Origin of the sequence: Burkholderia cepacia ATCC 25416 (assembly GCF_001411495.1) — a bacterium.
GTDB classification, from domain to species: Bacteria; Pseudomonadota; Gammaproteobacteria; order Burkholderiales; family Burkholderiaceae; genus Burkholderia; species Burkholderia cepacia.
The window spans coordinates 1067270-1082550 of sequence record NZ_CP012983.1; the positions used below are offsets into that span (position 1 = coordinate 1067270).

The window sequence follows — 15281 nt, forward strand, 5'->3', positions numbered from 1 at the left end:
CTTATTTCGTTTAACTGATCGATTGAAATTCCCGTCCTGCCGCCCCAGGGCCCCGCACGGGTCAGTTCAGGTTGAACGAGAACGGAACCTGGACGCGCACCGGCTGTCCCTGCGCCATGCACTTGAATCGCTTGACCGTGTTGTAGGCAGCGCGATCCAGGACTGGATCGGCCGACTGCAACACCCGTACGTTGGTGACGTTGCCGTCCGCATCGACGACGAATTCGATCGTGACATCGCCCGTGATGTTGTTTTCCTGCGCTTCCTTCGGATACTGCATCGATGCACGCATCTGGTCGGAATTCGGGCAGACCACGCCGACTTCATGGCTGACCGGCTTCGCCGCCGGCGCCGGCGGCGTGACGACGGGTGCCTGCACGGCCGGCGCGGACGGCACGGGAGCGGCCTGATGCGTGATCGCTGCCTGCGGAGGCGCCTGCACCGGTACCTCCGCCGGCGGCACGAACGGCGGCGGCGGCAACGTCGCCTTCGGCGGCGGCAGCTTGACCACCGGCAAAGGCGGCGGAGGCGGCGGCGGCTTCACCGGTTCGATGATGCGGGTTTCGATCGGATGCTGGATAACCTGCACGACCTTGGTCGCGAGGCCGTTGAGGAGCGCGTAGACCAGCAACACATGCAGCAGCAGAACGGCCGCGATACCGCCGAAGCGGCGCACCGGGTTCCGCTGTTTCCCGCCGAACTGCCGCTGGCGTCCGGGCCTCGCCGGTCCGCCTCCGGACGCGAGCACGCCATCCTCGATCTTGATACCCACCTTCAGTCCCCCAACGCGAATGTCGCCGATGCACGATGCCCCACGGCCCGGATAGCGGCAGTGTCTGATTCGAAACCCGGAAAACCCGATTTACTTATTTTCGAAAATACGATTCCTGCCCGTCGATCGCTCGATACGGGGAAAATACCTGCTCATCGAAATTGATTAGATTCCGGAGAATGAAACGGATGCCCGTCCGATCGAGCAGAGACCGACGGAGTGCTACCCAGACGCAATCATGCGAATGGAAGGCAAAGATATTCGATAAGGAATTAATCCATCAAAAGACGCCACCCGTTGATTACAGAAGATATCAAGAAAAAATTTTGACCGTCAAACTTTTTTTGATGGAAATACAAAAGTTTGATCACATCAAACTTTTAGAATTGACGACGAATGCGCGAGTTTAATTGCATCAAACATTCCCCATTTCAGTGCGCACGATAATCCGAACAAGTTTAACCACATCAAACTTCCACATAAATTTACTCGTCGGAAGCGATGCTTCCCGAAGCAGGAGTCGACTCGAACGGGATCGGCATCCGGCGCCGTGCATCATCGCCGAACTGTCGGGGCACGCATCATCCGCAGCCCCAAATACCGCGCACGCCGTACATTCCGGCGGATCGCAGGCCAGTGGTCGCGCCGGTTCCATGCACGACGATCGACCGTTGCGGCACGCAGCCCCGACGGAGTGAACCCGCGGCGAACGAACAGCCGCAACCTCGCACACCGCCTTAATCCGGATGTCTTTCCCCGTTTTCAAAAAACAAATCCAATTCCAGCGTGATTTCAATTTACCCCACCCTATCCATATCAATACAAGCATCGATCATTTGCCCGACCAAAAATCGATCGATAAAGTCTCTCGCCACGTGCGCCGACCATTAATCTCGAATTCGACACCCGATTGAAAAATTGAGCCACCCGTCACATTTCGGATTACATCCGTGATTCCGGGTGCTCGATCCGAATACAGGAACTGCGCGAACGACAGGGGGTTGCGAGTCGACATGCCATCGCAAACGGCATGGATACCCGGCAACTGCTAACCATTGAACTTGCTCGTCAACACAACTTGAAGATGCAAAACACGTCGCTCCATATCAAGAGCGTGGGCGCAATCGCGCTCTGCCTGTCCGGCCTCGCGACACCCTGGATGCCCGTCGCGGCACAGGAAGCCGCGTCGGGAGCCGCCGCCGTCGCCGCGCCGCCGAATGCGGCCAGCCCCTCCGCGCCGGCCCGTGGCGAGGCTGCCACGCAAAAACCGGCCACTGCATCGCTGAAGGCGTTTGTCGTGACGGGATCGCGCATTCCGCGCTCCGAGAAGGAAGGGGCGACGCCCGTCACCGTCATTACCGGTCAGGAGCTCGAATCGAAAGGGTACCGAAACGTCTTCGACGCGCTCCAGTCGCAAACCCAGAATACCGGCTTCACGCAAGGCGCCGACTACGGCAACACGTTCACGCCGGCCGCGAATGCGCTCAGCCTGCGCGGCCTCGGCCCGAACCACACGCTCGTGCTCGTCGACGGCCGGCGCGTGGCGGACTACCCGATCGCGTACGACGGCAACGTCAACTTCGTGAACCTGGCCAACATTCCGTCGGCGATGATCGACCGCATCGAAATCCTGAACGGCGCGGCCTCCGCCGTGTACGGCTCGGACGCGATTGCAGGCGTCGTCAACATCATCATGAAGAAGCACATCGACGGCATCGAGGTCAACGTCAAGGGCGGCCGCACCTGGGACGGCGGCGGCGGCAACGGGCGGCTGCAGGTGTCGGGCGGCAAGGAATTCGGCGCGCTGAGCACGGTGTTCGGTCTCGAGATCAGCAAGACCAACCCGATCTGGTCGGGGCAGCGCGACTTCATGGCGTCGTCGACGCTCGAAGGCGAACCGCCGACCAAGACCTGGGCGCGCCAGAACCTCGACACGGGCCGCTACGTCGGCGCCGCCGGCGCGTGCGGCCCGCTCGCAGGCATCGGCGCATTCGGCGGCACCTCGACCGTCGGCACCCGCAATGGCGCGTACTGCGGCAGCGGCGGCGCGCAGCCGTCGTACTGGACGACACAAACGAACAATGTCAGCGAGAACCTGTACGGCGGCGTCGAATACCGGCTGAGCGATCTCGTCACGCTGTTCGGCTCCGTGTCGACCGCCTGGAACCAGACCGAGAACAACACGCGCGGCCCGAGCTGGACGTCGGCCGCGGCGACGACCGGCTATTTCTTCAACCAGGAAACCGGCGCGAACGAGGCGTGGACCAAGCGCATCTCGCCCCAGGAGATCGGCGGCGCATCGGTATGGAACAAGCACTGGAACGACGTCGCGGGCAACCTGATCACCGGCCTGCGCGGCAAAGTGCCCGACAGCAGCTGGAACTACGAGCTCACGTACAGCGCGTCCGGCTATCAGAGCCGCGCGACCGTGCCGCGCCTGCTGTCGAACGTCGACAGCTATTACCTCGGCCCGCAGCTCGGCACCGCCGCCGACGGTGCGCCGATCTACGCGCCCAACGCCGCACGCTTCGCGACCCCGCTCACACCGAACCAGTTCGCGTCGATGTACGGTGAATCGACCAGCAGGAACAACACGTGGACGCAGACCTTCAGCCTCGCCGCCAACGGCAACCTGTTCTCGCTGCCGGCCGGCCCCGTGCGCGCCGCCGGCGTGATCGAATACGGCACGCAAGGCTTCAGCAATTCGATCGACCCTGCCCTGAACCAGGGCGTCTACTACAACGCCGCCGGCGCGACCGGTGCGAGCGGCAACCGCAAGCGCTACGCAGCCGCGGTCGAGCTGCGCGTCCCGATCCTGAGCCAGCTGACCGCGAACGTCGCAACGCGCTATGACGACTACTCGTTCGCGGGCACCCGCAACAACAAGCTGACCTACGACCTGGGGCTCGAATACCGGCCGCTGCGCGAGCTGTTGCTGCGCGGCAATTACGGCACGAGCTTTCGCGCGCCGGACATGAATTACATCTTCATGAGCCAGTCGAAGGGCTATTTCGAATCGACCACCGACTACTTCCGCTGCAATCAGTCGGGGAAATCGCTCGCCTCATGCGAATACGCGAACGTGTCGCCGGGCTCGAACTTCATTCAGAAGGGCAATGCGAACCTGAAGCCGGAAAACGGGAAATCATGGGGCGCCGGCTTCGTGCTCGCGCCCACGCCGGACATCGACCTGTCGGCCGACTACTACAACATTCGCATCGACAATCTGGTGACGACCATCGATCCGGACAACCTGCTGAGAACCGAGGCCGCGTGCCGAGCGGGGCAACTGAGCGCCAGCTCGCCCAACTGCGTGGACGCGCTGAGCCGCGTGATCCGCAACCCGCTGACGGCCGTGCTCGACCCCGGCGCGATCAACACGATCCTCGTGAACCCGATCAACGCCGCGATGGAAAAGACGACGGGCTTCGACCTCGGCGGCAAATGGCGCTTTCGCCTCGGCCACGCCGGCACCTTCCTGCTGAGCGCCAACTTCACCAAGGTCCTGAGCCACAAATATCAGCAGTACACGAACGGCCCGGTACAGGATCTCCTGCATTCGCTCGCCAACCCGACCGGCAACCCCGAATGGCCGGACAAGCTCATGCTGAGCTTGACCTGGTCGATCCCGAAGTGGACGTCGACGGTGCAGCTCGAGCGCTACGGCAAGGTACCGAACGCCGCCCAGACCGCGTATCTGACGCCGACCACACTCGCGAACCTGAGCATCTCGCACCAGTTCTCGCGGGATACGTCACTGACCTTCGTGATGAACAACGTGTTCAATACGATCAAGCACGACGATTCCTCCGGCTGGCCGTACTACACCGTGGGCTACTACATGCCGTACGGCCGCACGCTGTGGCTCGAGTTCAGCCATCACTTCAGTTGATCCGGACGACACATGCCCGCCGCGGTATCGCTGGCCGGACCGGCCAGCGTTCTGCTACCCGCATGTGCGCGCAACGCCCCTGCCGGCGATGATCGATCTCGGGGCGGACCTACCCGCGCAGGTTCGTCTGCTGGCCGCCGGAAACCTCGTGGCGACACGCACCGCCCCGCTTCACTGCACGCTAACCCAGGATGCAATATATTTTCCCCGCGATCGCGACATGCCCCGGCAATCGAGCCGGGAAATGCATCGTCGCGGAATCGCATCCTGTTCTTTCTCATTCACCGGCACCTGAAGTAATCAGGGGCATCCGTATCGGCACTCCATGTTTTCGAATAAATTCCCGATTCTCATCGCAGCCAGCGCAATATTCGCGGCCCATGCATCAGCACAAACCACCGCGTCCGCGCCCGTCCCCGAACAACTGCCATACGACATCCCTTACGGCCCGCCCATCACGCTGACGCAGGCGCGTACCGCCATGGCCGCCGCCGAAACAGAGGCGCGACGCCGAAACTGGAAATACGCGATTGCCGTGGTCGACAGCGGCGGGAACCTGGTTTCGTGCGACAAAATGGACGGGACGCAACTCGCATCGGTTGAAATCGCGGAGGCCAAGGCGCTCGCGTCGGCTCGATTCCGCAGACAGACCCGGGATCTGCAAAACGCCATCAACAACGGCGCGACCGCCAATCTCAGCATCCCGGGGATTCTCGCGGGCGAAGGCGGCATCCCGATCGTGATCGACGGGCACCTGATCGGCGCGATCGGGGCCAGCGGTGGCGCGGGTGTACAGGATAGTGTCATCGCGGCAGCCGGTGCCGCGGCAATCAAGTAAGTCGCACTCCCTCGCGCCTGTCGCAAAACCGTATCGTCGACGACGCTCGCGCTGCCGTCGCACTGCTCACTTCGGCAATACAGCAGTTGAATCCCGACGTTTTAATTACTTCAAGCTTTCGATTTCGTTCTAAATCGGTCGCAGCGGGCCGATACCGTGTTGAAAATACGCGAATCGACCGATATCGATACACTCCGCCGTTGCGATGAAATTTGAACGAGACACTGGACGCACGAATGGAACCGGTTCCATAATCTCGTGCCCGAACGCTGTCTCGCGTGAACAGATAAAAATCTTCGCATGCGGCGCGTGCAATTCCTCGTCCAGCCGGCAATGGTCGTTTGCCGATGCGCTCGGACAGGTAACGCAGCGCCGCGGGGGACGTATTCGGGTCGTTTCGGCCCGGAGCGGCTCCCGACGCGGAATATTCGGAAGAAAGAAAACATGCGAGCAACGACTCGCGAAAAAGACGAAAACGACATGGCCCCACACAAAAATGAATCGCGCATTTATGCGCGCGCCGGCATGACCCGTAGAGCGGTGCTGAAAATGATGGCCGCGGCGCTGACGCAAGTCGGATTGCTCACCGCCGCACCCGGACATGCATTCGCGCAGCAGCCGTCGTTCGACGCCCGGACCTTTCTCGCGCTGTCGAAAGCGCTCACCGGCCACGCGAATCTCGACCCGACGACGGCTGCTCGCCTCGTCGACGCATTCCGTCGCACGGACCCCGGCTTTTCCACGCGTGCAGCCGCGCTGGCGCACCGCGTCCGCGCCGGCCAGACACCCGCGCAACTGCTGGCCGATGCCGACAGCGCAGGCCTGCACGACACGGCGCTCGCGATCGTCGCCGCGTGGTACACGGGCACCGTCGGCCACGGCCAGAAGGCCGTGATGGTCGCCTATGCCGATGCGCTGATGTACGACACCGTCCACGACGGCATGAGCGCACCGACCTATTGTTCGAACGGCCCGCTATGGTGGACCGCCGAACCGCCACCGGCCGATGTCGCGCCGCCCCGCAAAACGGTTGCGTCAGCAACTACCCCGTACCCGCAACCGCACGCCTGAACCTCATGAGAACTCCTGTATTTGAATCGAACGGCGACGTATCGGCCGATGTCGTGATCGTGGGCTCCGGCGTGGTTGGCGGCCTGATCGCCGACCAGTTGGTCAGCCAGGGGCATTCGGTGCTGGTCATCGAATCCGGCTTGCGCATCGAGCGTGGTCAGGCGGTCGAGAACTGGCGCAACATGCCCTTCGACAATCGCGTGGGCTCCGACTTCCAGGGCCTCTACCCGCAGGCGCCGAATGCGCCCGCCCCGCTGTATTTTCCGAAGAACAACTACGTCGGACTGAGCGGGCGGGATGGCCAGAGTTTCCAGCAGGGCTATCTGCGCACCGTCGGCGGCACGACGTGGCACTGGGCCGCGTCGAGCTGGCGGCACCTCCCGGTCGATTTCCGGATGAAGTCGACTTACGGTGTCGGCCGCGACTGGCCGATCTCCTATGACGACCTCGAGCCGTACTATTGCCGCGCGGAAGAGGAAATGGGCGTCGCCGGGCCGAGCGATCCGGCGATGCAGTCGCCGGCGCAGCGCAGCCGCCCGTATCCGATGGACATGGTGCCGTGGGGCCATGGCGACCGGCGCTTCGCCGAAATCGTCAATGCGCATGGCTACCGGTCGATCCCGATTCCGCAGGCGCGCAGCACGCGGCCTTGGCACGGCCGTCCGGTCTGCTGCGGCAACAACAATTGCCAGCCGATCTGCCCGATCGGCGCGATGTACAGCGGTATCCACCACATCGAGCGCGCGGAGCACAAGGGTGCGAAAGTGCTCGCCGAATCGGTCGTCTACAAGATCGACACCGATGCGAACAATCGCGTGACGGCCGTGCACTGGTACGACGCGTCGCACAAGTCGCACAAGGCCAGCGGCAAGATGTTCGTGCTCGCGTGCAACGGCATCGAGACGCCGCGCCTGCTGCTGCTGGCCGCGAACGAACGCAATCCGCACGGCATCGCGAACGGCTCGGACCAGGTCGGGCGCAACATGATGGATCACTCGGGCTTCCACTGCACGTTCCTCGCGAACGAGCCGATGTGGCTCGGCCGTGGCCCCGCGCAGAGCAGCTGTATCGTCGGCCCGCGCGACGGCGATTTCCGCGGGCAGTATTCGGCGAACAAGATGATCCTGAACAACATCTCGCGCGTCGGGCCGGCCACGCAGCAGGCGCTGAAGCTCGGCCTGGTCGGCAAGGCGCTCGACGAGGAAATCCGGCGCCGCGCGATCTACGGCGTCGACCTGTCGATCAGCCTCGAACCGCTGCCGGACCCGAACAACCGCCTGACGCTCAGCAAGACACGCTTCGATCCGCTCGGCCTCGCGTGCCCCGACATCCACTACGACGTCGGCGACTATGTGCGGCGCGGTTACGACGCGGCATGCAGGCAGCTCACGCATATCGGCAGCCTGTTCGACGCGGTCGAGTTCAACATCACGAAGACGCTGAACGCGAACAATCACATCATGGGCGGCACCATCATGGGCTCCGATCCGAAGAACTCGGTCGTCGACGGCGACTGCCGCACGCACGATCACGCGAACCTGTGGTTGCCGGGCGGCGGCGCGATGCCGTCGGCGTCCGTCGTCAATACGACGCTGTCGATGGCGGCCCTCGGCCTGAAGGCCGCGGATTCGATTTCCGCGAGCCTCGCGAAGGGTTGATTCGATGACACATACGATCCAACGACAACTTCGCACGCTGCGCGGCGCCGGCTACCGCGCGGCCATCGCACTCGCGCTGTTCGGCAGCGTCGGCAGCACGCCCGCGTTCGCGCAGGAAAAAGCGACCGGCGCGGCGTCGACGTCGGCCGACGCCGCGCTGATCGAAAAAGGCCATCAACTCGCGATCGCGGCGGACTGCATGGCGTGCCATACGGCGCTCGACGGCGGCAAGCCGTTCGCGGGCGGGTACGGTATCGCGTCGCCGATGGGGCAGATCTATTCGAGCAACATCACGCCGTCGAAAACGGCCGGCATCGGCAACTACACCGAGGTGCAGTTCGCACGCGCGCTGCGCGGAGGCGTGCGCGCGGACGGCGCGCGCCTGTATCCGGCCATGCCGTATACGTCGTACAGCGGCCTCAGCGACAACGACGTGCACGCGCTCTACAGCTACTTCATGCACGCCGTGAAGCCGGTCGACGAGCCCGCACCCGCGACGAACCTGCCGTTCCCGTTCGGCATGCGCGTCGCGATGACGGGCTGGAACATGCTGTTCCTGTCGGACAAGCGTTTCGAAGCCGATCCGGCGCACGACGCGCAGTGGAATCGCGGCGCGTACCTGACCAATGTGCTCGCGCACTGCAGTGCGTGCCATACGCCGCGCAATGAGCTGATGGCCGAAGACTTCAGCCGCAACCTGGGCGGTGCACAGCTCGGCGCGTGGTATGCGCCGAACATCACGTCGGATCCGGTGAGCGGCATCGGCGCATGGACCGACGACGAGCTGGTGTCGTACCTGAAGACCGGCCGCGCACCCGGCAAGAACCAGGCGGCCGGACCGATGGCGGAGGCCGTGCAGAACAGCCTGCAGTATCTGTCGGACGCGGACCTGAAATCGATCGTCACGTATCTGCGCAGCACGAAGCCGATCCGCGACGAGCACGAGTCCGAACCGGCATTCGCGCACGGCCGCGCGGTCAGCAGCGAAGCGACGTTGCGCGGCACGACCGCGTTGAATGCGAACGGTACGCTGACGACGGGTGAAGCGCTGTTCAGCGGTTACTGCGCGAGCTGTCACCAGGCCAACGGCAAGGGCAGCCCGAGTCAGGCCTATCCGTCGCTGTCGAACAATACCGCCACGGGCTCGCGCAATCCGTCGAACCTGATCGCGGCGATCCTGTACGGTGTCGATCGAGACGCGGGCGGCCAGCACGTGCTGATGCCGTCGTTCGGTGAGGATTCCTACGTCCAGCCGTTGAAGGACGATCAGGTCGCCGCGATCGCGAACTACGTGCTCGCGCAGTATGGCAACGCGAACGTGACCGTGACGCCCGACGACGTGGCCGTCGCACGCAACGGCGGCCCGGTTCCGCTGCTCGTGCGGGCCCGGCCGCTGATGCTCGTGGCGCCGGTGGTTGTCGTGCTGCTCGGTGTCTTCGCATTCGTGCTCCGCCGACGGCGGGCACGTCGTACGGTACGCTCGGCGATGACGTCCGGTGAGGTCGGATGATTGAGGATGTCAGCCATGCCGTTGGCGGACTGGCGGTCTTCTGACCTTCGGAAGAGACGTTGGTCGTTCAGTCAACGGACATGGATGCAGGCGAGGCGCTCGCGCGAAGTACGGCGCTCGCGTTCTCGCCGCCATCCAATACATGCAGGCAGTATCTGCATCGGTCCCCTTCATCGGTTATGAGTCTGGCGGTTCGGCGGTCTGTCCGGTTCGCACTGAGCCTGCACGAGATCGAAGAATTTGTACAAGGATGGACTAGATCAAACAGACGGCGCCAGATCGGCTGACTCAGTTCGGCGAATAGTTGCCATTCACGCAACACAGAAAGACGCCATTCCGATGGTCAGTTTACTTCGGAACCTGCCGGATGCGGGATGGAGGGACGTCGGCCAAAGCCAGCATTCGGTGATGTGGGACTGTGGAGCAGATGCACCTCCCATTGCCGACATTCGCGAACCTGCGTAGTTGAATCTATGGCCAGCCCGGAACATCACCTTATTTTGACTGTTTGTTCCAGTATCGATAGAATGGCCTCATGGCTAGAAACAAAGAGTTCGATATTGACCAGGTCCTAGACGCCGCAATCGACGTCTTTCGCTCGCATGGCTATGCAGGCACCTCGGCCGGCATGCTGGTCGAAGCAATGCGGATCGGTCGACAAAGCTTGTACGACACATTTGGCGACAAGTGGGGGCTCTATTGCGCAGCAGTAAAGCGATACGGTGACACCGAACGTCAGGCGCACCTTGACGCGCTGAATCAAGGTCACAAGGCCATCGACGGTTTGCGCGCGATGATGAATCGCGTCGTGCATGAGGCCCGTCGGCCCTGTTTGGGTGTGGGTTCAATCAGCGAGTTCGGAGACTCGGAGCCGGAACTGACGAAATTGCGCGAAGGGATCGGTAAATTCTTGCTCAAGGCGCTGACAAAAAGGGTGCAGGAGGCCCAGGCACAAGGTGACGTTTCACGGGAAGTTGACGCCGAACAGGCTGCAAGCTTTCTGGTTGCAAATATTGCTGCTATTCGGTTGTCGGCACGCGGAGGTGCCAGCGATCCGGAATTGGCATCCCTAGGCCGGTTGGCGATGCGAGTCTTGATGTGAAAATTTTTTGCCTTTTAATGGAACAATCATTCCAGTATTGGAGGGTGTGATGAGAGCAGTGGTGATGAACGGCGTTGGCGATGTAGACATGCTTGAGTATGTCGAGCGAAATGATCCGGTTCCTGGTCCGGATGAAGTGCTGGTCGGCATCGCTGTGGCTGGCGTGAATTTCATGGATATTGGAGTTCGCCAAGGAATGGCCTGGACCAACATGCCCAATCCTAAAATAATTGGCGTGGAGGGTGCGGGACGTGTGCTGGCACTGGGTGAGGGCGTGTCCGATCTTGAGGTCGGTCAGCGTGTGGCTTGGGCATATGCGCCAGGCAGCTATGCGGAAAAGGTCGTGCTGCCGGCGGCTGCGCTAGCGCAGGTGCCAGACGACATTGACGACCGTGTCGCGGCGTCGCTCATGATGAATGGCTTCACTGCCAGTCATTTCGCCACCGACTTCTATCCGATCCAGCAGGGCGATATCGCACTGGTGCATGCCGCCGCCGGGGGCGTAGGTTCGTTATTGGCTCAAATCATCAAGTTGCGTGGCGGTACAGTCATTGGCCGTGTTTCGTCGGAATCTAAGGCTGCGTTAGCTAAAGCAGCCGGTGCGGATCATGTAATTGTGGATCGCGAGGGCAATTTCGTTGATGCCGTGATGGACATGACGGGAGGAGACGGCGTGCATGTGGTGTACGACGGCTCGGGACCGACGACATTCCAGGCGTCGCTTGATGTGTTGCGTTATTCAGGTACCTTTTGCTGGTACGGACCGGTTCTAGGAGCAGATGCGACGATAGAGCTGTTCCGGCTACCCAGGAGCATCAAGATCGGTTATGCCTCTTTCGCGAACCATATTCGGACCCCGGAGTTGCTGCGCTCGCATGCAGCGCAGCTGTTCAGTTGGGTGCGTGAAGGGGTTCTCAAGGTACACAATGGCGGCGTATACGCGTTGGCAGATGCGGCGAAAGCTCAAGCCGATATGTGGAGCCGTAAGACGTCTGGCAAGTTGCTGCTTATTCCATGATTTGACCGGCAGGAGACACCGAGCAGCGAGCATACTGACCGGGGTCTGAATTTGCTGTTTCGTTATGCAACGGAGGTATCCGGAATTTCGTGTGTGAGGCAGGTTAAAACTCAGATTCCGATACTAAAGCGCTCTGGGTAAAGCAGCGCGAACTGGGTCATCGCGCTCTTCCAATCGTGCCGGGAGCCGGTCCACTTGGCAACGACGTTGCGCAGTGCCAGCCAGATCAGCTTCAGCGCGGCCTCGTCCGACGGGAAGTGGCCGCGTGCCTTGATGATCTTGCGAAGCTGCATGTGCAGCGACTCAATGGCGTTCGTGGTGTAAATGATCTTCCGTATGTCCGGCGCGAACGCGTAGAAGGGAATCACCTGCTCCCAGGCTCGCCGCCAGAGTGCGGCAATTGGCGGGTATTTCGTGCCCCACGGTCCAGCGTCGAACGCGTCCAGCGCCACGGCGGCCGCCTCGGCCGTCGGTGCTCGGTAGATCTCCTTGAGCGCGGCGGCAGCCGACTTGCGATCTTTCCAGCTCGCAAAGTCCAGCGAGTTACGGATCAGATGCACGATGCATGTCTGAACCGTCGTTTCCGGGAACACGGTGTTGATCGCTTCCGGGAAGCCCTTCAGGCCGTCAACCACGGCGATCAGGATGTCCTGCACGCCACGCAGTTTCAGGTCGTTGACGACCCGCAGCCAGAACTTAGCGCCCTCGGTCTGCTCGATCCAGAGGCCGAGCACGTCACGTGTGCCGTCGCGGCGCACGCCGAGCGCCAAGTAGATCGCCTTGTTGCGGACCACGCCTTCGTCGCGAATCTTGACGCGCAAGGCGTCAAAGAACACGACCGGATACATCGGCTCGAGCGGCCGCTGCTGCCATTCACGCACTTCGTCGATCACCGCATCGGTCACTGTACTGATGAAGTCCGGCGATACCTCGATGCCGTACATCTCCAGCAGGAACCCCTGAATCTCCCGCACGCTCATGCCGCGCGCGTACATCGCGATGATCTTGTCGTCGAAGCCGGTAAAACGTCGCTCGCCCTTGGCAATGAGCACCGGATCGAACGTCCCTTCGCGGTCACGCGGAATCTCGACGTCGAGCAGGTCGTCGTCGGTCGTGATGCGCTTGCGACTGGTGCCGTTGCGGTGGTTCGTGCTGTCCGACGGCTTGGCCTCGCCCTTCTCGTAGCCGAGATGGTGGGTCAGTTCGCCGCCCAGCGCCCGCTCGAAGATCGCCTTCTTGAGTGCGGCAAGCTGCTCGTTGATCGTCGCCCGGTCCAGCGTTCCGGGCACCAGTTGCTTGATCAGTTCCGGGTCCAGGTTCAAGCCCTTGCCCGGTTCGATCGTCACTTCTTCCTTGCGTTTGCGTGGCATAAAAGTGGCTCCTTGGTCGCCAGTTTATGCCTCGCACACAAAGTTTCGGATAGGCTCTTATGCAAAACGTACAACTCGTTCACTCGCAACGGTATCTGACACTCGAGGCTTCACCGGTATTACCCCAAATCCGCGCAGCGACGCCTGCATGGCAGCTTCAACAGTGTGGCGTTGTCCTGCCAACGCCAACGCGGCAAAGCTCATCGCACTCCCCCCAGCCAAACCAAAAACAAAGCCGGCCCCAAGCCGGCTTCGTCATGCCCCCCTCGAGCGACAACACGCCCCGTCACTTCATGCAAGCCGAAGCGAGCTTCCCCACGGCAATCACCGCCTGCTCGATCTCCGGCGACCACGGGCTGCTGTAGTTCAGCCGGATGAAGTTCCGGTAGTTGTCCGTGATCGAGAACATGTAGCCGGGCCCGATCGTGATGCCCTGCTCCAGCGCGAGCTGGTACAGCCGCATCGCATCGACCTGCGCGGGCAATTCGACCCACAGCACATACCCCCCCGCCGGGCTCGAGATGCGCGTGCCCTCCGGGAAAAACCGCGACACCATCGCCCGCATCAGATTCGCCTGCTGCGCATACGCCTTGCGCAAGCGCCGCAGGTGATGCTCGTAACCGTCGCGTTCGAGAAACTCCGCGATCGCGAGCTGCGGCAACGACGGCGTCGCGAGCGTGTTCAGGAATTTCAGCTTCTCGACCTGATCGCGATAACGGCCCGGCAGCGCCCAGCCGATCCGGTACGCGGCCGTCAGGCTCTTCGAGAACGACGAGCAATGCAGCACGATCCCGTTGCGGTCATACGACTTCAACGAACTCGGATGTGCATCGCCGAAATACAGTTCGTTATACACACCGTTCTCGATCAGCGGCATCCCGGCCTTCGTCGCGAACTCGACCAGTTCGCGCTTGCGCTCGTCGGGCATCTGGAAGCCGAGCGGGTTCTGGAAGTTCGGCATCACCATGCACGCGGCGATCGGCTGCGACTTCGCGATCGCGGCCAGCGCGGCGATGTCGATCCCGTATTCCGGATGCGTCGCCACCTCGATCGCCTTCATCCCCATCCGCTCGATCGCGTGCAGCATCGCGTAGAACGTCGGCGACTCCACCGCGATCGTGTCGCCCGGCTTCGCCACCGCCTGCAGGCACAGGTTGATCGCCTCCGTCGCACCGACCGTCACGATGATCTCGTTCGGGTCCACCGACATCCCGTTTTCCAGGTAGCGCCGAGCGATCTGACGGATCAGCCGCGGATGCCCGGGCGGCAATCCGTCCGTCACGCCCCACAACGACTTGTCGCGGCCGGCCGCGTACGCATAGCGGTTCAGCTTCTCGAACGGGAACAGGCTCGGGTCCGGGTACGGCGAGCCGAGCGGCACTGCGTCGTCGGTGCCGATCGAGCGCAGCGTCGACAGCACGAGCCGGCTCACGTCGACCGACGACGAGATCGCGATCGGCTTCGACGGCCGCAGCTCGCGCACCGGCGCATGGCCGTCGTCGCGCCGCAGGTTCACGAAATAGCCGGACTGCGGGCGGCTTTCGAGCAGCCCGCGGCTTTCCAGCAGCAGATACGCGTGCAGCACGGTCGTGATGCTGATCCGGTGCTGCTGGCTTGCCTGCCGCACCGACGGAATCCGGTCGCCGTGCCGGTACACGCCCTGGCGGATCAGGCGCTCGATGTCGTCCGCGAGCTTTTCATAGAGTTTCATCGCGTGCCTCCCGCCGGCCTGCGCAGCCGCCCCGCCCCGCTGCGCACATCCGATACGCACGTGTTCCGCCCGTCGACCGGGCCATCGTGGTTCCTGATCTTTCCCTCCGGTTTTGCCTTTTCCATCGCACTGGCTCGCTCTTGAAGATGCGCCAACAGGGTTCCGGTACGACTGGATCTGCGGCACTGTGCCCTTGATGGTGGAATCTTAAGAGCAGAACAGTTGGCGACGAGTACACACATCGTCCACGCGAACAAGAGTACAGTTCGGCGCGAATCGCGCATCGCGGGAGAACTGTACGTCTTATGAAATGGCCGGGCCGCCGGAAGCGGCACACAG

At 62.3% G+C, this 15281-nt stretch carries 10 protein-coding genes; 7 read left to right on the top strand and 3 right to left on the bottom strand.

Annotated features, from left to right (window positions below; genetic code table 11):
- Positions 1-61 precede the first annotated feature (61 nt).
- Positions 62-766: an energy transducer TonB gene (locus tag APZ15_RS36990; RefSeq protein WP_027792447.1), complete on the bottom strand. Its 705-nt coding sequence runs from the start codon at positions 764-766 to the stop codon at positions 62-64.
- Between the two features lie 1090 nt (positions 767-1856).
- On the opposite strand from APZ15_RS36990, the gene APZ15_RS36995 reads away from it, so the two are divergent.
- The 7 genes from APZ15_RS36995 (at position 1857) to APZ15_RS37025 (ending at position 11861) form a co-directional block, all read left to right on the top strand.
- The gene (locus APZ15_RS36995; protein WP_049098456.1) at positions 1857-4664 is read left to right on the top strand and encodes a TonB-dependent receptor domain-containing protein; all 2808 of its coding nucleotides are present in this window, start codon (positions 1857-1859) and stop codon (positions 4662-4664) included.
- Positions 4665-4989: 325 nt separating this feature from the next.
- Positions 4990-5502, top strand: a complete 513-nt coding sequence (locus APZ15_RS37000) for a GlcG/HbpS family heme-binding protein (protein ID WP_027792446.1) — start codon at positions 4990-4992, stop codon at positions 5500-5502.
- A gap of 444 nt (positions 5503-5946) precedes the next feature.
- Positions 5947-6573 carry a sugar dehydrogenase complex small subunit gene (locus tag APZ15_RS37005; RefSeq protein WP_226153372.1) on the top strand — a complete coding sequence of 209 codons (627 nt, stop codon included), beginning with the start codon at positions 5947-5949 and terminating at the stop codon, positions 6571-6573.
- 5 nt (positions 6574-6578) lie between these two features.
- Positions 6579-8231 (top strand): GMC family oxidoreductase, encoded by a 1653-nt coding sequence (locus tag APZ15_RS37010; RefSeq protein WP_027792444.1) that lies wholly within the window; start codon positions 6579-6581, stop codon positions 8229-8231.
- Between the two features lie 4 nt (positions 8232-8235).
- On the top strand, positions 8236-9741 hold the full coding sequence (locus APZ15_RS37015; protein ID WP_080982167.1) for a cytochrome c: 1506 nt from the start codon (positions 8236-8238) through the stop codon (positions 9739-9741).
- A 535-nt stretch (positions 9742-10276) separates the two neighbouring features.
- Positions 10277-10843, top strand: coding sequence for a TetR/AcrR family transcriptional regulator (locus APZ15_RS37020; RefSeq protein ID WP_027792443.1), 567 nt, complete (start codon positions 10277-10279; stop codon positions 10841-10843).
- 49 nt (positions 10844-10892) lie between these two features.
- Positions 10893-11861 (top strand): quinone oxidoreductase family protein, encoded by a 969-nt coding sequence (locus tag APZ15_RS37025; RefSeq protein WP_027792442.1) that lies wholly within the window; start codon positions 10893-10895, stop codon positions 11859-11861.
- Between the two features lie 110 nt (positions 11862-11971).
- On the opposite strand, the gene APZ15_RS37030 is transcribed toward APZ15_RS37025, so the two are convergent.
- A complete protein-coding gene (locus tag APZ15_RS37030; RefSeq protein WP_027787261.1) occupies positions 11972-13231 on the bottom strand; it encodes an IS256 family transposase in 1260 nt (419 codons plus the stop codon).
- Between the two features lie 286 nt (positions 13232-13517).
- Positions 13518-14942, bottom strand: a complete 1425-nt coding sequence (locus APZ15_RS37035) for an aminotransferase-like domain-containing protein (RefSeq protein ID WP_027792441.1) — start codon at positions 14940-14942, stop codon at positions 13518-13520.
- Positions 14943-15281: the final 339 nt, after the last annotated feature.